The following is a 25,409-nucleotide window of genomic DNA, read 5'->3' on the forward strand; positions in this document are numbered from 1 at the left end:
ACTCATACTCAACAAGTTAGCTTCTCTTCGCTCTTTCAGAGAGTTAGTGAGCATAAACAAAAATGGTACGCGGATAGCCAAACGCTGCAACTAAAATGAACATAATTACATTTCCCGCTGTAGACAACCCATAAAAACCTGCTGCATACTGTTTATATACGGCTGAAGACAGCACATCCGTGGCAAATCCTGGGCCGCCGCCTGTCATAGCCCATATCATCACAAAATTCCTCAACCCTCCAATTAAGGAGAGTAAAATTACTGAATTCATGGACGGGCGTATAAGCGGCAGTGTAATATGTACAAGTCTCTGCCATCCTCCGGCGCCGTCTATTGATGCCGCCTCATAGTAATTCCGATCAATCGCCTGGAGTCCCGCAATGTATATGGCTGTCACTATGCTGACACCTTTCCATACATCAGTAAAGATAACACTGTACAGGGCAATATCAGGTAATGCTGTTCCGGATTCAATGCTTTAAAAAGTGAGCCTGAGTTATACATACACAAGTCCGTCATATCCCCCGATGCCAACCGTGTCTTCACAATATTATCTCCGTCACTTCCATCCACACGCCGTTCTACTTCTACTGTCAGGCCCAGCTGTTACCAGCCCTGTGAGGATCAATGCTCCTGCTCTTTTCATTTTCATGATATACCTCCCGTTTTTTTTAGATATTTAAACATATCATTTTGATCTTTATATTGACATGAAATATCCAGCAGTCCCCATGAATAATCTAACACATATTTCTAATTTATAATTTTCCAATTTTATCCTGTACCTGATCAGATAAATACCCGATCCTGTTTCTGGATCAGCTTTCCCACCATGGCATTTCGTATTAGCACTTTGAAAAATAATTGATGGCAAAATGTAATATAAATGCAGACGGGCCTTAAATGTGATATAATTTTTTTAGCTTATCAAAGGCTCTATCCGTCATGAAAGGAGCATGATGAATATGTCACAAAAAAGACGAGGCAGCAAATATAGTTTTGCAGTCTGGAGAGAGCCGCAATCAGATAAAAGATACAGAAAAAGAATGAATACATAAGAAAAGAGGGAATTATTTATGAAAAGGAAATTTCTAGTCATTTTATCTGCAATGTGCATATTATCTGCCAATGCTTATGGAAATGGAACTAAAGCTTTGGCAAATGCAGAACTTTCAACCTTAGAAAGCATTAGTGAAATCGTCCAGGCAGAGTTTAAAGATACCCAGTTAGCTGAAACAGTCAATTCAGACGGATCTATACTATATGTTACCGCTGGTACCAATGAAGATACAGAAAAATTAGCAGAAGTTTTAGGCCAGGCTGCTACTGAAAGTTGGTTTGATTATGATTATGTAATGCTTTCCCAGTACTATGAAGATTACCTGGTTGTATCCATTTTATTAAAATGCGATGACTACCAGATGACTTTCCACGCATGGTTTGATGACAATGGTAAATTAATTGATATGGGAGATGGAAGTAATACTGAAACCGAAAAATCAGAGATATCCGAAAACCAGCGTTCAGCAACTGATAGTCAGATGACAATGTCACAAAAAAATGCACTTAGTAAAGCAAAGGATTATTTAAACCTTACCGCATTTTCTTACACCGGGTTAATAAAACAGTTAGAATTTGAAGGCTTTTCAAATGAAGATGCAACTTATGCCGCCGATCACTGCGGTGCAGACTGGAATGAACAGGCAGCTAAAAAAGCGCAGGATTACTTAGATTTAACAGCTTTTTCACGATCCGGCCTTATTGATCAGCTAGTATACGAAGGTTTTACCAATGAACAGGCGGAATATGGTGTTTCTGCTGTAGGTTATTAATTATAACCGCTATTCTTATCTCTGTTGTGGCAGGTATAGTTTGCTACTATATTTGCAAATGGTTGGACGGAGATAAACAACCAACAGCCTGCCTAAGTTATTCCTCTTCAAAAGGAAAAAGAAGCCCCAAGAAGGTGCAACTCCTTGGGGTTTCGCTTTGCGTCCAGTGGACACAACCGCTTTTCTCTGTCAACAGTATATTACGCCAAGGAAATGTAAATATCAATAGTTTAGTAATTATAAAAATGATGTACTGCTCTGCACTACTGACCGCTTTCCATTCCTCTTATCCAGTTTATGCAACTCGATTCATCTTACTGACTTTATCAATAAACTCTTTCATATCATTTACATAAGAATATGGGGCATACTCCGAATAGATATCCGGATCATCTAATATCACAATTTGTACTCCATCAGCTCTCAAAGCCTCCAATGTTCCGGGCAGACAACGCGCTTCATTTACCGTCTTACACAAATATGCTATACATCCCTGTTTATCAAATATTTTAGCTATGATATATATTTTTTTATCTCCCATCTGATCCACCTTCCCAATATTTTAGACGCTCAACAAATTCCTGCTCGTTAGTTATTAAGTTTTCAATATATTCCATATAAAGACGTTTTCCTATTTCCGGCTCTTTATATTTATATACATATTGATGGCTCCATATATTGAATAAATAATCTTTTTCGCACCATAACTGTACCTCAATAGGATAAGCTAAATTGTCTCTTTGATAATATAGGTGGATTGCATGGTAACCATCATCTACTTTCTTTCCTTTTCGTAAATCAACAACTCTAAAATATTCTGGATACTGTTCGGGATATTTTTCAAATCGCAACCGAAATCCAAGTATATCATTAAAACACTGTTTAAATCCACCACCTGTTCTAATTGTCTTCTCATACTTACGCATTATAGAATCATCACTCTTAAATCTTGAACCAATCAAATTTCCCTGTACTAATACATCTATATAGCTTGCACGATATCTTGCAATATCTTCCAATATTAATTCCAAAGGCGTATCCCTCAATGAAATCTGCTTTAGACTTTTTCCTAATGTCGATTTATAAGACAATATGTCAAGAGCTTCTTTTGCAATAAATAAGTCCATACCTTCACCACCTTTTACTGGTAGTATATCATAATGCTTTCGTAATATCACTATTTTAGTGATATTCTAGTTCTTGGATAAACTCACAGTTTTAAAAACCGCACCAGCCATCAAAGGTTAGTGCGGTCTATAAAGCTATCTATAAGTATACGATTTTCTTAAAACTTCCCGGCGTTCGCTGCTTCCTCAACAGCCACTGCCACAGCCACTGTAGCTCCAACCATAGGATTGTTACCCATACCAATAAGTCCCATCATCTCTACATGAGCCGGAACTGAGGATGAGCCTGCGAACTGTGCGTCTGAGTGCATACGTCCCATTGTATCTGTCATACCATAGGAAGCCGGACCTGCTGCCATGTTGTCCGGATGAAGTGTACGGCCTGTGCCGCCGCCTGATGCAACTGAGAAATATTTCTTGTTCTTATCAACACATTCTTTTTTGTATGTGCCTGCTACCGGATGCTGGAAACGTGTCGGGTTTGTGGAGTTTCCTGTGATAGAAACGTCTACGCCCTCTTTCCACATGATCGCAACGCCTTCTGTTACATCGTTAGCGCCATAGCAGTTAACTTTTGCACGGAGTCCTTCAGAGTAAGCCTTGCGGAATACTTCTTTTACTTCTCCTGTGTAATAATCCATCTCTGTCTCAACATATGTGAATCCATTGATACGTGCAATGATCTGAGCTGCATCTTTTCCAAGACCGTTCAGGATAACGCGCAGAGGTTTCTGGCGTACCTTATTAGCTTTCTCAGCAATACCGATAGCACCTTCTGCTGCTGCAAATGACTCATGTCCAGCCAGGAAGCAGAAGCACTCTGTCTCTTCTTCAAGAAGCATCTTGCCTAAGTTTCCATGTCCCAGTCCTACTTTACGCTGGTCAGCTACAGAACCCGGAATACAGAATGCCTGAAGTCCTTCGCCGATTGCTGCTGCTGCGTCTGCTGCTCTTTTGCAGCCTTTTTTAATTGCGATCGCTGCGCCTACTGTGTATGCCCATTTTGCATTTTCAAAGCAGATCGGCTGGATTTTTTCTACCTGTGTATATACATCAAGCCCTGCTGCTTTTGTAATTTCTGCTGTCTCTTCAATTGAATTGATTCCATACTCTTTTAAAACAGCCAGAATTTGTTTTTCTCTTCTTTCATATGATTCGAATAAAGCCATTTTAATTTTCCTCCTCTATTACTCGTGTCTTGGATCGATGATTTTCACTGCATCTGCAACTCTGCCGTACTGGCCTTTTGCTTTTTCAAATGCTGTGTTTGCGTCATCGCCTGCTTTGATGAAGTCCATCATCTTTCCGAAGTTAACGAACTGATATCCTATGATTTCATCATCTTCATTTAAAGCAACGCCTGTAACATAACCATCAGTCATTTCCAGGTAACGAGGTCCTTTTGCAAGAGTTCCGTACATTGTACCAACCTGAGAACGAAGGCCTTTTCCTAAGTCTTCCAGTCCTGCTCCGATTGGAAGTCCGTCTTCTGAGAATGCACTCTGGCTTCTTCCGTAAACGATCTGTAAGAATAATTCTCTCATGGCTGTATTGATAGCATCACATACCAGGTCTGTATTTAAAGCTTCCAGTAATGTTCTTCCCGGAAGGATTTCTGAAGCCATAGCTGCTGAATGAGTCATTCCTGAACATCCGATCGTCTCTACAAGAGCTTCCTGGATCACACCTTCTTTAACATTTAATGTTAATTTACAGGTACCCTGCTGAGGTGCACACCAGCCTACACCATGTGTCAAACCGGAGATGTCTTTAATTTCTTTTGCCTTTACCCACTTTGCTTCTTCTGGGATCGGAGCAGCGCCATGAGCAACGCCTTGCGCTACTTTACACATTTTTTCTACTTCATGTGAATAAATCATTTTAAGACTCCTTTCAAAATAAATGACTTTGTATATGTACACGCCAAACATCGTTAGATATTTAACATCATACTTAAGTTCATTCTCTCATAAATCGCCAAAATAGTCTAGTATTTTTTTTAAAAACAGCTGCCATTTTTATGGCAGCTGTTTTGGGTTCCATATTCTGTTAATGCAATTGTTCAGTACCTTCACAGTTACATGCTATTATCCTCTACCATTCCTTCTTTTTATAAATGGCGAAAGATATGTGGTAGGAAATATACATAAGGACAATCAATATCACCGGCAATGCTATATTGAAATTCATTATAAGCGAGGGCAGCTGATCTTCTTGTATGGCGATCCCTGATTTCTCCATCATATTAACAATCACGAGAATCAACACGGTGGGAACCAATGCGCAGCCAATCATGATGTAGCGTGCCTTCTGTATACCTACCTTATAATAGACCGGTGTGACAATAGCTGCAATTAAAGAAACCATTCCGAATGCCAGGTAAGACATCTGCAGAGAAGAAACAATGTCCAGTTTCATAACGGCTGACATGCCTCCGCCTACCAGGCAGGACACAAGTCCGGTACATATCAGTATCAATATGATCATCAAGTATTTCTCCCTGACCATAAGCTGCCTGTCGATAGGCATGCACAGCGCATACTTATCCCAGTGGCTTACTTCGTCATCTCCCAATACAGTAAGGATAATACTCATAGCAAAGAAGCAGATCATAAAACTTACAAAGCTTGTATTTTTCAGGAAGACACCGTAAAGCAGCATCAGTCCGGCCGTAATAAGAACTGATTTAGTAAATTTCTTTAGACTGTAAAGATCTTTGATAATTAATCCCTTCATTGCAATTCTCCTTTCGTCATAAAGAGCATGATATCTTCAATGCCCGCCTTATCGATCACAAAACTATGAGCCCGCTTCTCCAGCTCTGGTTTATTGTCTACAAGCACCTCATACCCGAAGCTGTTCCTTTTTACTCCCGCTATATGCTTATCTTCCAGGTTTTTATATTCTTTTTCATTACACCGCACAATACCATATTTATATATGAGTTCATCTTTAGATTCTGAGAAATGAATTTTCCCATCGTGGATAAACGTAATATAATCAGCTATTTTTTCCAGATCACTGATTATATGCGTTGAGACAAGTACACTGTGTTCCTCATCCTGAATAAAATCCAGAAATATATCCAGTATCTCATCCCTTACCATGGGGTCCAGCCCGCTGGTAGCCTCATCCAGGATAAGGAGCTTTGCATTGTGGGAAAGCGCCCCTGCAATACTGGTCTTCATCTTCATACCTCTTGAAAAATCTTTAATGCACTTATCAAGTGGGAGTCTGAATTTCTGCTGGTACATATCAAAAGCTCTCTGATCCCAGTTTGCGTAAATGCAGGAGAGCATCTTTCCCACCTGCTCCAGCTTCATATCTCCCGGAAACATGCACTCATCAAAGACTACTCCAATCTCCTGATTACGCGTCAGTGAATCTTCAGTGTTTTCTTTCCCGAATATCTTTATGGTTCCTTCCTCCGGATATATCAGATTCAGGATAGCCTTCAGTGTTGTACTTTTCCCTGCCCCATTCTCTCCGACCAGCCCTACGATGCTTCCCGAAGGCACATCAAAAGAGATATGATCCAGGCTGAAGTTTTTATAATGTTTGGTCAGATTTCTTACCTCAATCGCATTTTTCATCTTTTTTCCTCCTCATATAACATTTCCAGAATCTCTGTCATCTCCTGCAGTGCCACTCCGCTGCGTGATGCAACCTCAACTGCCTTTGTAAGATAACCTTCTACAATACGCAGCTGTTCCTCTTTCATAATTTCCGTATTTGACTCAGATACGAAACTGCCTCTGCCTACCATAGTAGTGATAAAACCATCACGCTCCAGATCTTCATATGCCCGTTTTGTAGTTATCACACTAATGCGCAGCTCTTTTGCCAGCAGCCTCATGGATGGCAGAGGGTCCCCGGCTTTCAGTTCGCCAGTCATTATCAGATTTTTTATCTGGCTGGTGATCTGCTCATAGATAGGCTTGCCGCTGGAATTGCTGATCATGATATCCATATGCATCCCTCTTATCTTCATTTGATTTTATATATTGTATATACTTTATATATACATATATACCACTATATATATACAATGTCAATAGTATTTTTTATTTTCCGCAAAAAGAAAAAGAGGCTGCATCTTAGCAGTCCCTCTTTCTTAATGGCTATAGTGCCGGTAACGGCCTGTCGGCCCGTGATCCTGATAGTAAGCTTCCTTATCTGAATACATCATTTTATCTGCCTCTGCTATCACGCTCCGGATATTATTGCTTTTTTCTGTCCATTTGCTTCCTATGGCCGCACGGCACTTTTCATCTCTGAAGCTGTCTTTTAACTCACAGACATATCTGTTAAATTCATCCTCTTCTATCCCCGTACAGATAATGACAAATTCATCGCCTCCTATACGGTAGAACATTCCCGTCTTAACTGCCTTCTGTATGGTCCTGGCACATTCTTTAAGCGCCAGATCACCTGCATCATGTCCATACATATCATTGATCTCTTTCAGCCCGTTCAGGTCCAGATACACCACCCCTGCCGGAATATTCCTGACGGCAAGCTCCTCTGTATCTATCATATAACGGTTCCTGTTATAAAATGATGTGAGCGTGTCCTGATAGCTCAGCCTGTACAGCTCCTGCTCATCCTCATTTCTTTTCATTGCCAGCATTAAAAAATACCTGATCGCCTCCAGAAAAGACACCCCATTATCCATAAATCCTGCCGGCGGATTATCCAGGCCTATACAGCCGCTCACCTCTCCCCCGCGTTCCAGCGGAACGAGGACTACACTCCTGATTCCCTGTTTTTCCAGTATTTCATATCCTTCCGACATAGTTTCCTTCAGGCTGTCCACGTCCTCTATAATGAGATTTTCTCTGTTTTGAAAAAGTTCAAACCAGGCTTCATATTCAGCCTTTGGTATATTTTGGAGATTTTCTTTCTGAGGCTCGATTCCCTCCCTGCACCATTCTGAAGTATTAGAAAAATACTCGCCATGGAAAACTATAATATATGCCCGGTCAGCCATGAACAACTTTCCTGCCTGTTCCAGTACGTAAAAGGCCGCCTCTGAAAAATTATGGTTGCGGTACAGCTCCCTTATACAATCCACCATGATCTTATCCATGTCCACGCGCTTTTGAAGTTCTATCTTTTCATTAGCAGTCTCCGTTATATCAAAGGCAATCTCCATTCTCGCCGGACGTCCTTCCCACTCAACCAGTCTGTCTTTCAGCAGATAGTGACGCTTAGTAATGGGGTTCGTATATTCCCAGGTATAATTCTCATCTGTTTTTAATAAAGGTGAGGTACAAAAAGGACAAGGCTCATCTCTTCCCTGTATCAGCTCATAGCATTTAACACCCTCCCTTTCATCACACTGAAACGTCTCCCTTCCTGCATTATTAATAAACAATAACTCATATGTATCTATGTCTGATATATACATCAGCTCAGAGATTTCATTCATCGGCGTTAACACCTGCTGAAACATTTTTGAAAGATGCTCGCTTTTCCTTTTGTTCTCCTGTTCAGCCTCATCAAGCTTCCGTCTTCTTTTATCCTGCCAGAAGGCTGACAAAGCGCTGCAAACTGCCAGCAGAATGCATATGCCGTTTACATAGATGAGGGCATATTTTGTATTCTGGACACTTTTCTCAGTAAATACCTCTGCTGCCAGAACAGTCCTGTCCGCCAGTTCAAAATAATCCTCACTCAGGCTAAAAAGCAGATCTCCTTCTCTTCCATTCCTGAAGTTCAAGATCTCTTTTTTAATCTCAGTCCACTCTCCCAGCATTTCTGTGAGCAGTTCCTGGTACTCCGGACACTCAAGGCATATCAGATCAAACTCACTGCTGCCCTTTGCCAGTCCTTCCAGTATCCCGTCCAGCCTGGCGATCAGACCGTCATCCGGCACATGATTAAGCTCCTTTTTGATCAGTCTTTGTGTTGCCCCGCGAACGATACCTGTATAATTGATAACACGCGCATTTCCCTGAAGACCTTTTATTGTATTTCCTGAAAGTACTCCTGTTAATATAAGTGCAATTCCTAAAAAAATAAGAACAGCCTTTCCACGTAATCTGTTAAATATCTTCTTCATGCCATACCTCTCCTGGAAAATTCCGGATATGTTTTATTTATGTGTTATATCTTATCACAAAACAACAATTATAGATATATCCAGCTGATAAAACAAACAAATATCTTTGCATCAAAAAAGCCATTTGGGAATCCCAGAAGGATATTTCCAAATGACTTTATTATAAAGGGTATTAAACAGGCTTCATCTTGGGAAAGTACTTCATCAGCACAGTATCCGGATAATACTTATCAAGTGACCTCTCCACCACATTCCTGGGCGGTTTATTGGCTGAACGGGCACTCATTCTCAGCAGCGCAGTTCCTGAAATACTGGCTGTCACGATCATAAAGCAGACCATGATCCAGGTCAGGATGACGCCTGTTTTTTTAGGAATTTTTTCTATCATCCTGGTAAAGAATGGATAGACCCATTTTACCCAGGCGATCGCCACCAGTCCCCAGAAAGCGCAGAATATCAGATTCACATAATTCCCTATACTAAGCGGAAGGCCAGTATAATCCCAGAAAGTTACGCCCAGTGCGATCTGGCACACCCACCCGCAGAGAAACTCGAATACCCCTCCCAGCAGATATCCCTTTATGAAGACCACCCAGGTACGGCTGTCTTTACTGTTATGTAAGAAAACACTGAACAGGGCGCATCCCAGACCCCATACCGTGCTGAAAGGAAGAAATACGTTACTGGTGCGGCTCGACAATTCTCCAAAAGCAAAGTAACACCAGATGGTCTCCACTATGCATCCCAATACTCCTCCTACCATAAAAATCCAGAATACCTTATACAAGTTGAATCCCTTTGCAAATCTCTCTCTCATTTCCTTCAATCCTCCTGTCAGTTAAATCCATAAAGTCTCTGCAGCAGATGGTAGCATCCCACAGCTGCCTTTCTGCCCAGCCAGCCTGGCATATTCACTCCGATACCCAGCGGACTCATCCGTATCTTCCGGTACAGCCTTTTATCACTCTCCCTGAGGTACAGCCAGATATTTTTTCTGTTCTGACGGTTCTCCTTTGTATCCTCCAGCATGGACATGATGCTGTCAACGGCAATTGTAAGAGCCAGATTGTTCCGCATGGTCTTCCTCAATGCCTTATCATGAACGTCAGGCTCCGCCTGGACCATAGCGTCGATCATCAGCTTTGTTACTCTCTCGTGCTGGGGCAGCCTTGTCAGCATCACCTTTTCCTGGACAGACTGTCCCTCCCTGCCTATGAAATACCTGTAAAAATTCAGATCCATGTACCTGATAGTCCTCACATGAGACAGAGGAACAAAAGCATAGAGGCTGTCAACATAAAAAGTGTGCTCCGGCAGTTTCAGACCGCATTTTTTCAGGATCTGTGTCCTGTAAATAATGGAATGCATCATGAGATAATTCGTCACCGGAAGGCCCCGTATATCACTCCACATAAACAAGCCGTCGTCGTCCAGGTAATGCCTGTAATGAATTACCTTCTTCCTCTTTGCCCCCTGCTTTTCATACACAAAGTTAGACAAAAGCATATCCAGCGGCTCATTGTTCCTGACTACATTCTTAAGCTCATCCAGTATTTTCAGATATGCATCTACATTCACCCAGTCATCGCTGTCCACAACTTTTAAATAAGCTCCGGCTGCCACCTCAATGCCTGTGTTCAGCGCGCCCCCATGACCTTTGTTTTCCTGGTGAATGACTCTTATAATATCAGGATGCATGCTCTCATACTTTTTCGCCAGATTCAGAGTGCCGTCTGCAGAACCGTCATCAATAAGCAGGATCTCTACATCTTCACCGCCTGAGAGCAGCGTCAGTATGGCATGCTCCATGTAGCTCTGTGAGTTATAACAAGGTACAATGACTGATAAAATCTTCATTTTACGCTTCCTCCCTGATTTATACTTCGATTCTACACTCCACTTTTCAACAAAATATCAATTTAATATAAAGTTTTAAATGCTTTTATCCCCTGATCAGGCTTAGTTTGTATGGATCGTAATATCAGAGCTGTCACCCTTGACAGATATGCTGTTCTTCCTGTTCTTCTGGCGCTCCAAAGTTCCCTCTGTGTTGCTGCCATTCAGACTGATCTCACCATAGCCTGCTTTCAGCAGGAAGTCATAATCATCCTCATCCCCAGTCAGTTCAAGCCTGATATCACCATAATCATCCTCCACATCCAGATTCTGGACTGTCAGCTCACGGAAACGTATATCACAGTAGTCCCCCTGTATTACGCCTGTGCCAATTGTCACCTCATTGCTGCTCACATTTCCGCTTTCAGCATTCAGACTGAGTGTTTCAGCCTTTACATGATTCAACTCCAGGTCACCGTATTCGGCACTCAATTCCAGCGTCTCTAATTCCTTCTTGTCATTTGTGTTTATTACATCCTTTATACTGACAGTTCCATAATCAGCTCCTACCTTCAGGCTGCCGGCTTTCACACTGCTTATATATACTTCCCCATATTTTGCAGCTATCTGGGTTTCTCCTATCTCACTGTCTGAAAGCTTTGCATTGCCGTAGTCCATCTTCAGGTCAGCCATCTGGAAGCTGCAGTTTTTCGCCTGCAATTCACCATAGCCGCTGCTGATATCCATACTGCCTGCCTTGATTCCATCCAGGCTGATATCACTGTAATCAGCTTTCAGAATCAATTGCTTCGTATCCACTGCATTCATATGCAGGTCGTTATACTTTGAATCTATCAAAATTTCTTCAAATTTTATATTAGAAGGAACATACAGCTTGATATAATCCTCTTTATTTTTGCCTTCCCAGCTCCCGCCAAAATATACTCCGGTGAAAACTGACTGACGGTATCCTCTCTTCTCGCTCAGTTTCAGAGTCAGCTTTCCGTCTATGATCTCATACAGAGGATCTGTATAGTCCTCCCAATATCCATACTCGACTTTAAACTTATCACTTTCCACTATTTCAATATTGCCGGACCATGATTTTAAATCAAGGGATGTGATATTCCTCAGGTCTTCTTCTTCCTTCTCAATAAAATCACCCTCTTTATCTTCACTCCTGACCCCATCCCTGGTGATCACAAAACCCGGTCTTCCGCCAAGTGCCACGCCGGCCGACAACATGATCCCGCCTGAGAGCACCAGGCATCCTGATATAATTAAAAGGACTTTTATATACTTTTTCATTTCTTCTTCCTCCCTCTTAATATCCTGCGGAATATCGCACGCACACCCCTGAATATCCACTTAACTATAAATGCCATTGCCATTGCCACCAATATGCCTGTGCCGGCTGCCAGCAGCCCCATGCCAATGACAGCGATCCCGGACGGCACCGACTGGGCCAGCATAGATATCCCCGCTCCGATGGACACAATGCCTAAAGCCACACTTCCCAGCCCTGCTATTACCATCCCTGCCAGTACTATGACCCCAGCTGCCAGCAGCATTACCAGTACAGCCAGCAGCAGGATTGCCACGGGCAGTGCAATTGGCGCTGCAAATATAGCTAATATGACGATCCAGATAGAACTGAATCCTTTTTTCATTGACTTTATCGGCTCATCCATTCTTTTTAGAGCTGTCTCCCTGATGATTTCCCTGGCCACTTCCACCGGGGAACCCAGGTCTGCCATAACCGCCTCGGCATTCTCCGGCCCTGCTTCCTCAAAATATTCTGTATAGTATTCCATCGCCCTGTCAAATTCCTCTTTTGGCAGCCTGCTCAGCTCCCTTGCCAGGATCCTCAGATACTCATCCCTGCTCATTCTCTTTCCCTCCTAACATGATTCCTTCTACCTCATCCCTGAAGCTCATCCATTCTTTCACATAAAAATCCTGCTGTGCCTTGCCTGATTCTGTAATGTAGTAATACTTTCTGTTCCTTCCCTGGAAGGGCTGGTCATACGTCCCCAAAAAACCCGCCTGCTGCAGCCGCCGCAGTACAGGATAGAGGGCTGAATCCTTCATATCAGTTACTGACTTAAGCTTTTGTGAAATAGAATATCCATAAGCGTCGCCTCTTGAAATAATAGAAAGGACCATCGCATCCAGGAGAGAAACACCCAACTGGTATGTCATCTTACCGCCTCCTTTGCGTAAGCATTTCGCATATACTGTATAATATCTTTAATTATTAGTATATGTAATTGTGTTATATATGTTTTATATTTTTATATTATATATCATATAATATAATTTTTCAATACCTATTTTCAATATTTTAAAGACCGCAGCATGATGAACAACATCATCACACTGCGGTCTTTAATTGGGGTCCTGCCCTATTTTTAGTTATTTCCTTCCTTTACCTTTGTAAACACAAGCCCTGCTGTAAAAATAGCCGCTGCAAATCCCAGCTGTATGAGTATTCCCACCCAGAACTGAGTTTTTATGCTGTCAGTAATGACTGCCGCCGTTCCCAGCAGCGAATTATTTTTCACATACCAGTACGTGGGCATAAACCTGGCTACCATGAGTATTTTTTCATCCATCATCTGCTGGGGCACAAATACTCCCCCCAGGAAACTAAGACCCAGTGAAAACACGTTTACCATGGCCCACTTTGCATTTTCATTCTTTATATTCATACCTACCAGAAATGCCAGTGATGCCGAAACAAGCAGAACAGCTATGGAATTAAGCAAAGTATAGGGTATGCCGGGAGAGTCTAATTCTTTGTTATACAAAAAGAAGCCTACCACTGCAAAAACCAGCCAAACAATACCTGCGGAAGCCATAAATGCTGAGAGCATTTGTATATTCCTGCCCCTGAGTGACAGAGCGCCGCAGTCGTTGCGCATTTTAATGTCTTTCTTTACAAAAACGCTGAGAGGCGCGGATATTCCCACTGCCAGTATCGCAATAAATACAAAAGGCAGATACTGCGTATAGTAAAATACCGACCTCATATCTGACAGGACAGTCATGTCCTGCATCGCTACCTTGGCTGTATTTGACAGGACCTCTTCTGCCCTGTCTGATGCATTTGGAACAGACTCGCCGCTCTGCAGATATATCCTCAGATATTTCAGGTAAGCTTCTATCTGGTTATCAACAAGATATCCTGTATACGAACCTGGTACCTTCAAATTCTCTGTCTGCACCGGATCCTCAGAGGCCAGGCCTTCTCCAAACCCTTCCGGTATGATCAGCACATATTCCACAAGTCTGGCAAACAGTGCATCCTGTATTTCTTCTTTCTCGTCATTGAGTTCCACCAGATCATGCCTGTTTCCCATATATTCTGTGAGGGCGCGGGATGCTTCACTGCCGTCTCTGTCTATGACAGCTATGGAGAGTCTTGCATCTTCATACTGCACCTTCTGTGTGTCTGCCGTAAACTGTGACATAAAAATCGACAGCAGAAGAAAGACGCCAAAATAAATACCCATCCCCACAGCATTCTTTTTTACGATTTTAAAGAAACATTTAAAGACTTGCATACTTTTTCCTCCTTGCCAGCATAAACCCGCCAATACAGAATACAGCGGCATAGATCAGGATCCCCGCCAGATTGGCCAGGTATCTGCCATAGCTGTCATAGATATTCAAAGAGTAAAATGCATCTGCGATCAGCGCTGCCGGATTAAGCCTGTTTATTATAGGGCATGAGCGTTCCAGCCACATCTTGATATCGCCTATCATCAGGCCGCTCAGAAAACTGAGAACCATACATGCAGCTATCATCAGATAGTTTTTCAGCTGAGCGCTTGCTTTTCCAATACATCCTATAAAGAATCCAAAAGAGACACCAAGGATGGACCCTGCAAAAGCCAGGGGGATAACAGGCAGGAATCTGTTTCCAAAATCAATGCCCAAAACGAACCTCAGAAACAGGATCACAATGAATATTATGGCAGTCTGCAGCAGGACTGATGCCGAAAATTCCCCCAGTATCATTTTCATTCTGTGCGCTGGTGCCGCTACCTTGCGCGCTGCCAGGGGTGAGAGATTCGCCTGAAGCTGCTCTGCATTGATAAGCCCGCTGAAACTGCCGTACAGACAGGTCATGGCCAGCAATGCATAGAAATACTGCAGCATGGAATCCATATTTCCTCCTGTATAAGTGATCTCCTTATTGAGGCTGATATCCTCAGTTATACTCTGCAACATGAAAGCTGCCTCCGCAGGATCAGACACCGCCCTCTCTTTTATCAGGGCGCTCACCTGGGCATAATTGTCTGCGATGGCCTTTAAGATACTCTGCGACAGCCCGTTTTTCTTAAATATCAGGCCAAGCTCATCACCTTCTGTGAAAATACCTTCGACTTTTTCATCACTCAGAAGCCTCTCCGCCTCTTCTCTGTCTGTAAAGGTAAGCTCAAGCATCTGGTCTTCTCCCTTTACTGAAAGCTCCTCAAACAGCTGGCTGATATAGGGGTTCTCTTTTTCCACAACTACTGCTGCCGGGATCACATGGAACTGTTCCTTCGATTCAAAAAAACTGCCGAATCCAAAATAGAAAAATAAAGACAGCAGGAGAGGAAAAGCCAGAGTCCAGAAAATCACATCAAAGCAGCGTATCATGCTTTTAAACCTGTATTTGAATATATGACCAAACATAAGCTCCTCCTTAATCCCTGAGTTCTTTTCCTGTGATTTCCAGGAAAATATCATTTAGCGTAGGCAGCTTCGTGTATACCTGGCCGAATGAAACTCCCTGCTCCTGAAGGTAATTCAGGATACGGATCACATTATGCCTGCCGCCGCTGCAGCGCACCGTGAGCAGATTATCCTCATATACAGCCGAATATACATGCGGCATTTTGCCGATCTCGGTGAGTGCTTCTTCTGAAAGTTCCATAAGATCAACCTGGATAGTCTCGCCCTCTTTTATCATTTTTTTCAGTTCTTCCTTTGTCCCCAGGGCTATGACCTGGCCTTTATCCATGATAGCGATCCGGCTGCAGATCTGCTCCACCTCTTCCATATAATGTGACGTATAGATGATTGTAGCCCCCTGGCTGTTCAGCTTCAGTATACCTTCCAGGATCTTATTCCGGCTCTGGGGGTCCACCGCCACGGTAGGTTCATCCATAATGATGAGTCTGGGCCTGTGCGCTATGCCGCAGGCAATGTTCAGCCTTCTGAGCAGGCCTCCGGAGAGTTTTTTAGGATAAAATTTTCTGAATTCCTGAAGCCCCACAAAATCGATGGCTTCTTCCACCATATTTTTCCTCTCAGCCTTTGAAGTCACATAAAGTCCGCAGAAATAGTCAATGTTCTCATACACTGTCAGTTCTTCAAATACTGCCACATTCTGCATGACAACGCCTATATTGCGTTTAGACTCATAGGTATCCGGCTCCATAGGCCTTCCAAATACCTGGATCTTTCCTTTATCATATTTTAACAGGGAGAGAAGGCAGTTTATTGCTGTTGTCTTCCCTGAACCGTTGGGCCCCAGCAGTCCGAAGACTTCCCCCTCTTTTATCTCCAGATTCAGATGGTCAAGCGCCACCAGCTCTTTGTATCTCTTTACTAAATTCTCTATCCTTACGATTGTCTCTGCCATACTGCTTCCTCCTCATACTCCATGCCGCTGTGTCAGCAGCCTTTTACTGTCTTAAGTATACAAAAATAACTGCTGCTCTTTAAGTGCAATCTGTCAGCATTCTATATGACAAATGTCACTATAATCTAAGCTTGTGATTTTGGTGTGTCTTCGTTATAATGGATTATGGATCAGACAGCGCCTGGTTCTGGCATGTGATGACACAGAAAGGAATCCTTTATGCAAAAATTATTAGATAAACTCATTTTAATCCTGTGCTGCAGTATTTTTCTCCTTCCCATTAAAAAGGGGGCGCTTCCTGTGGCGGTTTTTCTGAGTGCGTTTACGCTGAGCTGCCTGATTTTCTACATTAACAGACGTCTTTTTACTTTTGTTTCTGGCCTGCTGTACGCACTGCTGTGCATGGCTGTGCCGGCCTTTTCGCTCTTTCTGCCTCTGCTCTTTTATGACTACTTTGACCAGGGGCTGTGGCTGGTGATCGCTGTAAGCTTTTCTGCCGTGATCAGGTATCTGCTGCAAAATGCTTCGCCTTTTACTTTTACACTCCTGCTGTTCTGTGCCGTCAGTCTCCTGCTCTCTTTCAGGACAGGGCATCTGCTGACGCTCACTGAAAAGTATAAAAAAATGCGGGATGACAGCCATGAACTGAATATGATACTTGAGAATAAGAATAAAGATCTGCTGGAGAAACAAGATTATGAGATCCATCTGGCCACGCTGAATGAGCGGAACCGCATAGCCCGGGAGATACATGACCATGTAGGGCATATGCTCTCCCGCTCCATCCTCCAGGTGGGAGCTTTAATTACAGTCAACAAAGCAGACTATCTTAAGGAGCCATTATGTGACCTGAAGGATACACTCAATAAGGCCATGGATGCCATACGTTCCAGTGTCCATGACCTCCATGCTGATTCTGTACAGCTCAGAGACGCCATGACAAGCCTTCTGGAGAATTACAGCCAGTATGACACCGTGTTTGAATATGATATGCCGGAAGATGTTCCCAGACAAGTCAAATACTGCTTTATCGCTATATTAAAAGAAGCCCTTTCTAATATTGTAAAACACAGCGATGCAACATGTATAACAGTGACAGGAAGGGAACATCCCTCCTTTTACCAGCTTGTTATAACAGATAATGGAAGCATATCAGAAAATGCCCTTGAATATACTCCCTTTGGCGTACCTGCCGGAAACGGCATAGGCCTGGAAAATATGAGGGAAAGAGTGAGCGCTTTAAATGGCATCCTGCGCATACAGGCCCAGAATGGTTTTAAGATTTATATATCCATCCCAAAACAGACTTCCTAGTGTACAGTTAACAGTACAGATATTTTCGTTAAAAATTAAGAAAGGAATATATTATGAATGTAATTATTATAGACGATGACAGGCTTGTAGCCCTGTCTCTGAAGACGATCCTGGAGAGCGATCCTGCCATTTCGGTGCAGGCCGTCGGCTCCAGTGCTGCACAGGCAATACAGCTCTGCCGCACCTCCCTCCCCGATATCCTTCTTATGGATATCAGAATGGAAGGCAGGACCGGACTGGAGGCAGGCGAGGAGCTTCTGGCCTCTTATCCGGAACTTAAGATCCTCTTTCTGACTACGTTTTCTGATGATGAATACATAGTCCGTGCCCTCCATATGGGAGCTAAAGGCTATCTGCTGAAACAGAATTATGAGAGCATAGTCCCATCCCTGAAGGCGATCCAGATGGGACAGAGTGTCTTTGGCGGTGAGATCGTCCAGAAGATACCTGATCTCCTTCAGCCTGCCGTCGGCTTCGATTACCAGAAGGCCGGCATACTTCCCAAAGAGGAAGAAATCATAAAGCTGGTGGCGGAAGGACTCAGCAATAAGGAAATCTCCCAGACCCTATATCTGAGCGAGGGCACAGTGCGCAACTATCTGAGCAGTATCCTTGAAAAGCTGGAGTTAAGAGACAGGACGCAGCTTGCCATTTTCTATTACCAGAAAGGAAATCCTCATTCATGAAATACAAGAACCATAAATACAGAAATCACGGCTGTCATTTAAGCACTTCATTAATCTGTATCTTATTGTTTTTACTGATATGCGGGACTGCTGTATCATGTGCCAGGCCATCCTCCCCCATATCCAGGACAGGGTTTTATTTTGACACAGTAATCACCATAACCCTGTATGACGAAGGACAGGAGTCTGTGCTGGACGACTGCTTTTCTCTCTGCGGGCAGGAGGAAGCGCTTTTAAGCCGCACTGTCAAAGGCAGCGACATCTACAATATAAACAGCTCAAAAGGCAGGCCTGTCACTGTCTCTCTTGACACAGCCAGGCTGCTGGAAAAAGCCCTTGACTACAGCCGTCTTTCAGACGGGGCTTTTGACTGCACCATAGCCCCTCTGACTACTCTCTGGAATATCAAAGAAAATACAGGAGATATCCCTTCAGAGGAAAAGATCGAGGATGCCCTCTCCCATGTCTCTTACAAAAATATAGTGATCGACAAAAATACAGTAACACTGAAGGACCCTGAGGCATCAATCGACTTAGGTGGCATAGCAAAAGGATATATAGCAGACAGGCTAAAGGAACTCCTGCTTTCAAAAGGTGTAAAGAACGCTCTTATAAATCTGGGCGGGAACGTCTATGCCCTGGGTACTAAACCGGATGGCTCTCCCTACAACATCGGGATACAAAAACCATTTGCACAGGAGGGCACGGCTCTCACTTCTGTAAAGATATCCGGACAGTCCCTGGTGACTTCCGGCATATATGAGCGGTATTTTGAAAAAGACGGCAGAATCTATCACCATCTGCTGGATCCCCATACAGGCTGGCCGGCTTCCAACGGGCTCTACAGCGTCACCATCCTCTCAGAAAACTCTGTGGACGCAGATGCACTGAGCACTGCCTGCTTCATACTGGGTGAAGAAAAGGGAATGGAGCTTATCGAGTCTCTGGAAGGTACTGAGGCCATGTTTGTTACAGACAAAGAAGAACTGCACTATTCCAGCGGGTTTCCCCGCTGACGTGCAGCTCTTTTTATATTACGGTTCTTTTTTCGCTTCTCTCTCCTCCAGCTCATTTAATATCCTGGCATATGCCTCCTCATCAATCCTGTATTTTTTCCTGTATATCACATACCCGGCCAGAATGCAGATCAGAGGCAGAATCAGCATGGCTGCCTTCATCAGGAAAAGCCCTTGTGCAGTCACATCTGCGGCAGTCTCCGCTTCCTTAATACCTGAAATGATCACTACTGCACCAACAATACCGCTGGATACTGCCCCTCCCATCTTATTTATAAATGGCTGCAGGGAAAAAGTGACACTGTCATTCCTTTTTCCCAGCTTCCACTGCCCATATTCCACTGTGTCTGCCAGGAACATAAGCATCAGCAGCTGTATAAATGCCTGGCCCACAAATAAAAGCATGCCGGCAATCCCGATAAATATCATGGTATTGACAGGAGCAAAAAAGAATACAATATACCCCGCCACTACAAGAATGGTCGCTGCTGTATACAGCTTCTTTCTGTTAAATCTCTTGCTGAAGACAGGAAAGACATAAAGCGCCAGAATCTGGGAAACTCCCAGGATAACTGCAAATATGGAATACATTCCCTCATCCCCGTAGGCATATTTGAAAAAATACAGCCCAAAACTGGTGGTCGTAGTATATCCGATCATAAAGAGCGCCATAGAGATGGCAGTAAACAGCAGCTGGTCATTCTTAAAGATTGCCCGGACCATCCCTTTTAATGTAGTATGTTCCTGTACTTTTTCCAAAGCTCTGGGTTCCTTTACTCCCAGAAGCGTGATACACTGTCCGGCCCACATGATCCCAACAACAATCATTGCAAAGTAAAAATATCCTTTCTGCTGGCTCCCGGCAGCGTTCCCCAGTGCAGTTGTAATAGGCACGATCCCTGCAACCACTGTAAAAAGCCCGACATTTGCACATATCCTTGCAAAAGCCCCGATCTTCTCTCTTTCCTTTTGGTCTGCGGAAAGGGACGGCAGCATAGACCAGTATGAAATATCATTTGCTGTAAAGCTCACCCCCCACATCACATAGACAACTGCAAAAAATGCAATATACGCAGCGCCCTCAAATCCAAAATCAGTAAAGAGCAGAACTGTCAGAGCGCCTGACAGCAGAGCCCCAAGGGCGATCCAGGGCTTAAACTTTCCGAACCTGCCGTGTGTATTATCAACGATGACACCCATGATGGGATCATTCAGGGCATCGAATATCCTCGCCGCCAGTATAATACCTGTCACCCACCACATGACAGAGGTGGGAAGCCTCAATATATCTGTGAGATAATACATCAGATACATGCTTACCATTGAATAAAGCATATCCCTTCCAATTGTGCCAAGTCCAAAGGTGTAATGATTTCTTTTGCTGCCTTTTTCTATCTCTTTTCCCCCATCTTATCTTCCTTAAAAAACTCAATGATACCCTGGATATTGTGATCTATTCTCTGCAGGTTACATTTATAGCTCTGAATATTTATAGTTTACACTAGAATGGGACCAGATGCAATCTTTGAAATATTACTGTTCACTCCGTGACCAGTAACACGCTCCGCGATGCACAGAAACGGCAAAAAACGCCGTTTCGCGCTGCAAAACTCGGGATTTTCGTGCAAAATACGCACGAAAACACCTCGCGGGATGGTGACGTGTGAACGGTAACTTTGAAATATCTCTTGCGGACAGCGTACAAATATCGGATAATAATACCATAACTGTAATGATTCAATCTATTCAGGAAAGGTTGTGAAAATATGGCAAAATGGTGGCAGGAGCAGATTGTTTATCAGATCTACCCGCGCAGCTTCCAGGACAGTAACGGTGACGGGATCGGAGATATCCCAGGCATCATCTCGCGCCTGGACGAATTAAAAAATCTGGGAGTGGGTATTCTCTGGCTCTCCCCCGTATACAGTTCTCCCAATGCAGATAACGGATATGACATAAGCGATTACAGGAATATCAATCCTGAGTACGGAACTATGGCAGATATGGATGAACTTATTTTACAATGCCGCAGAAGGGGCCTGCGCCTCATCATGGATCTGGTCGTAAATCATACCTCTGATGAACATAAATGGTTCCAGAGCAGCCGCGATAAGGACAGCCCTTACCGGAACTACTATATATGGCGTCCCGGCAGGCCTGACGGCTCTCCCCCAAATAACTGGACCAGCTTTTTTGCAGAGGACTGCTGGGAATATGACCCCAAAAGCGGTGAATATTACCTGCATCTTTTTGCCAAAAAGCAGCCTGATCTGAATTACCAGAATCCAGAAGTCATAGAGGAAGTGAAAGAAATCATTCGCTTCTGGCTGGATAAGGGGATATCCGGTTTCCGTTGTGATGTGATCAACATCCTTTTCAAGGAATCATTAAAGGACGGCAAAAAAAAGCTGGCTCTGACAGGCAGTGAACACTATATCTCCCGGGAAGGCACACATGCCATACTGCGCAGGCTGAAAAGTGAGGTTCTGAACAATTACGACTGCTTCACTGTCGGGGAAACTGTTTTTGTCACACCAAAAATGGGACGGGAGCTGTGTGATAAAGCCCGCGGGGAACTGGACATGATTTTTTCATTCGAACATATGGAGACTGACCAGCTCTTTGTAAAGTGGTTTAAAAAGAAATTCCGCTCCCGGCCGTTTGCACTCTCCCTTGCAAAATGGCAGAATGCTCTGGAATGGCCCGCCGTCTATCTGGAAAATCATGATCAGCCCAGGAGCGTCTCCCGTTTCGGGAATGATCAGAAATACTGGAAGGAGTCTGCCAAAATGCTGGCTGTTCTGCTGCTCACTCTCAGAGGCACACCCTTCCTATACCAGGGTGAAGAAATAGGAATGACAAACTTTGACTATACTTCCATGGATGAGATACAGGATGTGGAATCACATAATGTATATGCCCTGGCCAAAAAGCTGCACATTCCATCCTGGTACAGATGGCGCATGATGCGCCTTGTCTCCAGAGACAACGCCCGCACTCCCATGCAGTGGGATGCCTCTGAAAATGCCGGTTTTACCAGCGGGAAGCCCTGGCTTGCCGTAAATCATAATTTTATTTCTGTCAATTACCAGGATGAAAAGAACGACCCTGACTCTATTCTGAATTTTTACAGAGAAATGATATTGCTCCGCCAGAGCAGCAGCCCTCTTAAATTTGGAAAATTCAAGGCCTTCTGCATCACAGATAAGATTTTCGCATATGGCAGGAAGTATAAAGGGCAGACTGTCTTTATCTGTCTGAATATGTCAGACAGATATACAGACGCAGATATCTGCAGAGTAACAGATAAACGCTGTTCCGGGCTGAGCAGCCAGAATCTCCTGATCTCCAGCTATTCCGGCGTCACAGAAACCACAGAAGGCCGCCATACAGCCGGCATATGCAGGACCGGCAATAAAATATACAGGCTCCGTCCTTATGAGGCTGTTGTGTTTACAGACGGAAACCGGGACGCAGATATAAAGCAGGAGGGATTTCAATGATATCAGTAAATGAAAATTGTTTTTTTCTTCACACGCGTCACACCACATATGCTTTCTGCATAACAAAATATGGCCATCCGGAACACCTCTACTATGGTGAAAGGCTGGATGAGCCTGACGCTGCAGCTGCGCCTCTGCTGGCTCTGAAGCGCACAGCCCAGGTTGGAAGCACGATTGCCTATTCCCAGGAGGATCTGAATTATTCTCTGGATATACTGCCTTTGGAGTATTCCTCTGCCGGCTGCGGCGATTTCAGGAACAGCCCCATTGAAGCGCTTATGCCTGACGGAAGCTATTCCTGTGATTTCCTGTATACCGGCTATAAGATCATGGAAGGCTGCCATCCCATGAAGACACTGCCCTGCGCCACAGGCACAGAAGATGTAGCGGCCTTATGTATCTCTCTGAATGATACACGGAATGAAGCTGAGCTGGATCTGTATTATACTGTATATGAGAAAACAGATGTGATCACCAGGCGCTGTGTCCTGAAAAACCGCAGTTCCTCTTCTATTCTGCTGCGCAATCTGGCCAGCATGAATCTGGACCTTATCAGCCAGAACTTTACTATGATCACATTTGACGGCGGATGGGCAAAGGAGGCTCACATTCACAAGCGCAGGATCTCCTATGGCATCACAGTAAACTCATCTGTCACAGGAAGCAGCAGCAACCGCCATAATCCGGGCTTCTTTCTGGCGGCTGACGGCTATACAGAGCAGACGGGGAATGTATACGGCTTCAATCTCATATACAGCGGAAATCATCAGGGGCTGGCAGAGCTCTCAGGCCACGATACCGTCCGGGTACAGCTTGGGATCAATCCGCACTGCTTCTCCTTTGAAGTAAAGCCGGATGAAGAATTTGAGGCCCCGGAGGCGGTCATGACCTTCAGCAGCCGGGGGCTGGGCGGCGCCAGCCGTCACTTCCATTCCTTTATCAATGAACATATAGTCCGTGGGCGGTGGAAAAAGCGCCCCAGACCCGTACTATATAACAACTGGGAAGCCTGCTTTTTCAAATTCGATGAAAAGAAACTTTTATCACTTGCAAAAGAGGCCAAAGGCCTGGGTGCTGAACTCTTTGTTCTGGACGACGGCTGGTTCGGCAGCCGTGATTCTGATACTTCCGGCCTGGGCGACTATGATGTAAATAAAAAGAAACTCCCTGGCGGCCTTACCGGCCTGGCATCTAAGATAAACAGCATGGGCATGAAGTTCGGCCTGTGGTTTGAGCCCGAGATGGTAAATGAAGACAGCCGGCTCTACCGGACACATCCTGAATATGCCGTAGTTATCCCTGGAAAAAAGCCCAACCTGGGGCGCAACCAGCTGGTTTTAGATTTATGCAATCCTGAGGTCCGTGATTATATTGTGGAACACGTGGGGCAGATACTGGATTCGGCTTCTATTTCCTATGTAAAATGGGATATGAACCGGCACATCACAGATGCTTATTCCCCATGCATGAAAAATCAGGGAGAATTTTATCACCGCTATATCTGCGGGCTTTATGAAGTCCTTGACAGGATCTTTTCGCCCAGACCCCACATACTTCTGGAGAGCTGCTCCAGCGGCGGAAACCGCTTTGACCTGGGAATGCTCTGTTATTCACCGCAGATATGGGCATCTGATGACACAGACCCCATAGAGCGCCTAAAGATCCAGGGCGGCCTCAGCTGCCTGTATCCTCTTTCATGCATCGGCGCCCATGTGTCCGCATCTCCCCACCAGCAGACGCTGCGAAGCACCCAGCTTTCTACCAGGTTCAATGTGGCGGCCTTCGGATGTCTGGGATATGAGCTGGATCTGGACAATCTTACCCTGGCAGAGCGCAGGGAAATAAAAAAACAGATCACGTTTTATAAGAAATACAGGATGGTATTCCAATACGGCACATTTTACAGGCTTCCTTCTCCGAAGGATAATAAAGTCTGCTGGCAGTGTGTCAGCCCTGACCGCAAACATTCAGCGGCGGGATTTTTCCAGACTCTCTCAGGGGCCAGTGAGGGGCCTGACGTCCTGATGCTGTCAGGCCTGAAACGTGACATTTCGTATACAGTGTCCACTAAGCCGCAGAATCTTTATATTGAGCAGTTTGGAGAACTGACAAAGCATGTCCTGCCTGTAGAATTAAATCCTAACGGCCTGATTCTGCATACAGCGAATAAATACTATACGCTGACTGACTGTGTGGAACACTACAGAGGAAAGGGGGCGCTGATCATGGCCGGCATCCCTTTAAATAATCAGTTTATGGGCAGCTACTATAATGAAAACACAAGGCTTTTAGGTGACTGCGGAAGCAGCCTGTATATCATTGAAGCAGAAGATGCTTGATTGGAAAGCCGGGAACAATATTTGTGGGGATACGGAAATTTCCGTATCCCCACA

24 protein-coding genes are annotated in these 25,409 nt (G+C 44.2%); 6 read left to right on the forward strand and 18 right to left on the reverse strand.

All coding sequences use genetic code 11. The features are described 5' to 3' along the window. Positions 1-43 precede the first annotated feature (43 nt). A complete protein-coding gene (locus NSB28_RS03080) occupies positions 44-475 on the reverse strand; it encodes a carbohydrate ABC transporter permease (protein WP_109624254.1) in 432 nt (143 codons plus the stop codon). 601 nt (positions 476-1,076) lie between these two features. On the opposite strand from NSB28_RS03080, the gene NSB28_RS03085 reads away from it, so the two are divergent. Further along, a complete protein-coding gene (locus tag NSB28_RS03085) occupies positions 1,077-1,832 on the forward strand; it encodes an Ltp family lipoprotein (protein WP_207708122.1) in 756 nt (251 codons plus the stop codon). A 295-nt stretch (positions 1,833-2,127) separates the two neighbouring features. On the opposite strand, the gene NSB28_RS03090 is transcribed toward NSB28_RS03085, so the two are convergent. The 16 genes from NSB28_RS03090 to NSB28_RS03165 all read right to left on the reverse strand — a co-directional run bounded on the left by NSB28_RS03090 (position 2,128) and on the right by NSB28_RS03165 (position 16,497). Further along, on the reverse strand, positions 2,128-2,373 hold the full coding sequence (locus NSB28_RS03090) for a DUF6718 family protein (protein WP_109624252.1): 246 nt from the start codon (positions 2,371-2,373) through the stop codon (positions 2,128-2,130). After that, positions 2,363-2,959: a nucleotidyltransferase family protein gene (locus NSB28_RS03095; RefSeq protein WP_257497424.1), complete on the reverse strand. Its 597-nt coding sequence runs from the start codon at positions 2,957-2,959 to the stop codon at positions 2,363-2,365. Before NSB28_RS03095 ends, NSB28_RS03090 begins: the two co-directional genes overlap by 11 nt. Positions 2,960-3,117: 158 nt before the next feature. Next, entirely contained in the window at positions 3,118-4,128 is a 1,011-nt protein-coding gene (locus tag NSB28_RS03100) for a GGGtGRT protein (protein ID WP_109624251.1), read from the reverse strand. An 18-nt stretch (positions 4,129-4,146) separates the two neighbouring features. Next, a complete protein-coding gene (locus tag NSB28_RS03105; protein ID WP_109624250.1) occupies positions 4,147-4,839 on the reverse strand; it encodes an iron-sulfur cluster assembly scaffold protein in 693 nt (230 codons plus the stop codon). 214 nt (positions 4,840-5,053) lie between these two features. Then, positions 5,054-5,695 carry an ABC-2 transporter permease gene (locus tag NSB28_RS03110; protein ID WP_109624249.1) on the reverse strand — a complete coding sequence of 214 codons (642 nt, stop codon included), beginning with the start codon at positions 5,693-5,695 and terminating at the stop codon, positions 5,054-5,056. Beyond that, positions 5,692-6,552: an ABC transporter ATP-binding protein gene (locus tag NSB28_RS03115; RefSeq protein WP_109624248.1), complete on the reverse strand. Its 861-nt coding sequence runs from the start codon at positions 6,550-6,552 to the stop codon at positions 5,692-5,694. Before NSB28_RS03115 ends, NSB28_RS03110 begins: the two co-directional genes overlap by 4 nt. Continuing rightward, entirely contained in the window at positions 6,549-6,929 is a 381-nt protein-coding gene (locus tag NSB28_RS03120) for a GntR family transcriptional regulator (protein ID WP_109624247.1), read from the reverse strand. The genes NSB28_RS03115 and NSB28_RS03120 overlap by 4 nt, the downstream gene beginning before the upstream one ends. A gap of 144 nt (positions 6,930-7,073) precedes the next feature. After that, positions 7,074-9,023, reverse strand: a complete 1,950-nt coding sequence (locus tag NSB28_RS03125; protein WP_109624246.1) for a sensor domain-containing diguanylate cyclase — start codon at positions 9,021-9,023, stop codon at positions 7,074-7,076. 172 nt (positions 9,024-9,195) lie between these two features. Continuing rightward, positions 9,196-9,840 carry a putative ABC transporter permease gene (locus NSB28_RS03130; protein WP_109624245.1) on the reverse strand — a complete coding sequence of 215 codons (645 nt, stop codon included), beginning with the start codon at positions 9,838-9,840 and terminating at the stop codon, positions 9,196-9,198. A gap of 17 nt (positions 9,841-9,857) precedes the next feature. Continuing rightward, on the reverse strand, positions 9,858-10,880 hold the full coding sequence (locus tag NSB28_RS03135) for a glycosyltransferase family 2 protein (RefSeq protein WP_109624244.1): 1,023 nt from the start codon (positions 10,878-10,880) through the stop codon (positions 9,858-9,860). Positions 10,881-10,982: 102 nt separating this feature from the next. Beyond that, positions 10,983-12,167 (reverse strand): DUF4097 family beta strand repeat-containing protein, encoded by a 1,185-nt coding sequence (locus tag NSB28_RS03140; RefSeq protein ID WP_109624243.1) that lies wholly within the window; start codon positions 12,165-12,167, stop codon positions 10,983-10,985. Beyond that, on the reverse strand, positions 12,164-12,748 hold the full coding sequence (locus NSB28_RS03145; protein WP_109624242.1) for a DUF1700 domain-containing protein: 585 nt from the start codon (positions 12,746-12,748) through the stop codon (positions 12,164-12,166). Before NSB28_RS03145 ends, NSB28_RS03140 begins: the two co-directional genes overlap by 4 nt. After that, entirely contained in the window at positions 12,735-13,061 is a 327-nt protein-coding gene (locus tag NSB28_RS03150) for a PadR family transcriptional regulator (RefSeq protein WP_109624241.1), read from the reverse strand. Before NSB28_RS03150 ends, NSB28_RS03145 begins: the two co-directional genes overlap by 14 nt. Before the next feature lie 209 nt (positions 13,062-13,270). Continuing rightward, positions 13,271-14,425, reverse strand: coding sequence for an ABC transporter permease (locus NSB28_RS03155; RefSeq protein WP_187374100.1), 1,155 nt, complete (start codon positions 14,423-14,425; stop codon positions 13,271-13,273). Continuing rightward, complete coding sequence (locus NSB28_RS03160) at positions 14,412-15,545, reverse strand: ABC transporter permease (RefSeq protein ID WP_257497425.1); 1,134 nt, start codon at positions 15,543-15,545, stop codon at positions 14,412-14,414. The genes NSB28_RS03155 and NSB28_RS03160 overlap by 14 nt, the downstream gene beginning before the upstream one ends. A 10-nt stretch (positions 15,546-15,555) precedes the next feature. After that, positions 15,556-16,497 (reverse strand): ABC transporter ATP-binding protein, encoded by a 942-nt coding sequence (locus NSB28_RS03165; protein ID WP_109624238.1) that lies wholly within the window; start codon positions 16,495-16,497, stop codon positions 15,556-15,558. 300 nt (positions 16,498-16,797) lie between these two features. Between NSB28_RS03165 and NSB28_RS03170 the strand changes: the two genes are divergently transcribed. The 3 genes from NSB28_RS03170 to NSB28_RS03180 are packed head-to-tail and all read left to right on the forward strand — an operon-like array spanning position 16,798 to position 19,513. Continuing rightward, positions 16,798-17,811 carry a sensor histidine kinase gene (locus tag NSB28_RS03170; protein ID WP_257497426.1) on the forward strand — a complete coding sequence of 338 codons (1,014 nt, stop codon included), beginning with the start codon at positions 16,798-16,800 and terminating at the stop codon, positions 17,809-17,811. Positions 17,812-17,864: 53 nt separating this feature from the next. Further along, entirely contained in the window at positions 17,865-18,497 is a 633-nt protein-coding gene (locus tag NSB28_RS03175) for a response regulator transcription factor (RefSeq protein WP_109624236.1), read from the forward strand. After that, positions 18,494-19,513 carry an FAD:protein FMN transferase gene (locus tag NSB28_RS03180; RefSeq protein WP_109624235.1) on the forward strand — a complete coding sequence of 340 codons (1,020 nt, stop codon included), beginning with the start codon at positions 18,494-18,496 and terminating at the stop codon, positions 19,511-19,513. The genes NSB28_RS03175 and NSB28_RS03180 overlap by 4 nt, the downstream gene beginning before the upstream one ends. Before the next feature lie 18 nt (positions 19,514-19,531). Here NSB28_RS03180 and NSB28_RS03185 read toward each other — a convergent pair whose 3' ends face one another. Beyond that, the gene (locus NSB28_RS03185) at positions 19,532-20,908 is read right to left on the reverse strand and encodes a glycoside-pentoside-hexuronide (GPH):cation symporter (protein WP_109624234.1); all 1,377 of its coding nucleotides are present in this window, start codon (positions 20,906-20,908) and stop codon (positions 19,532-19,534) included. 371 nt (positions 20,909-21,279) lie between these two features. Here NSB28_RS03185 and NSB28_RS03190 point away from each other — a divergent pair, with 371 nt between their 5' ends. After that, on the forward strand, positions 21,280-23,016 hold the full coding sequence (locus tag NSB28_RS03190) for an alpha-glucosidase (protein ID WP_109624233.1): 1,737 nt from the start codon (positions 21,280-21,282) through the stop codon (positions 23,014-23,016). Then, positions 23,013-25,355, forward strand: coding sequence for an alpha-galactosidase (locus tag NSB28_RS03195; RefSeq protein ID WP_109624232.1), 2,343 nt, complete (start codon positions 23,013-23,015; stop codon positions 25,353-25,355). The genes NSB28_RS03190 and NSB28_RS03195 overlap by 4 nt, the downstream gene beginning before the upstream one ends. Positions 25,356-25,409: the final 54 nt, after the last annotated feature.

This window comes from Murimonas intestini (assembly GCF_024622195.1).
Taxonomy (GTDB): domain Bacteria; phylum Bacillota; class Clostridia; order Lachnospirales; family Lachnospiraceae; genus Murimonas; species Murimonas intestini.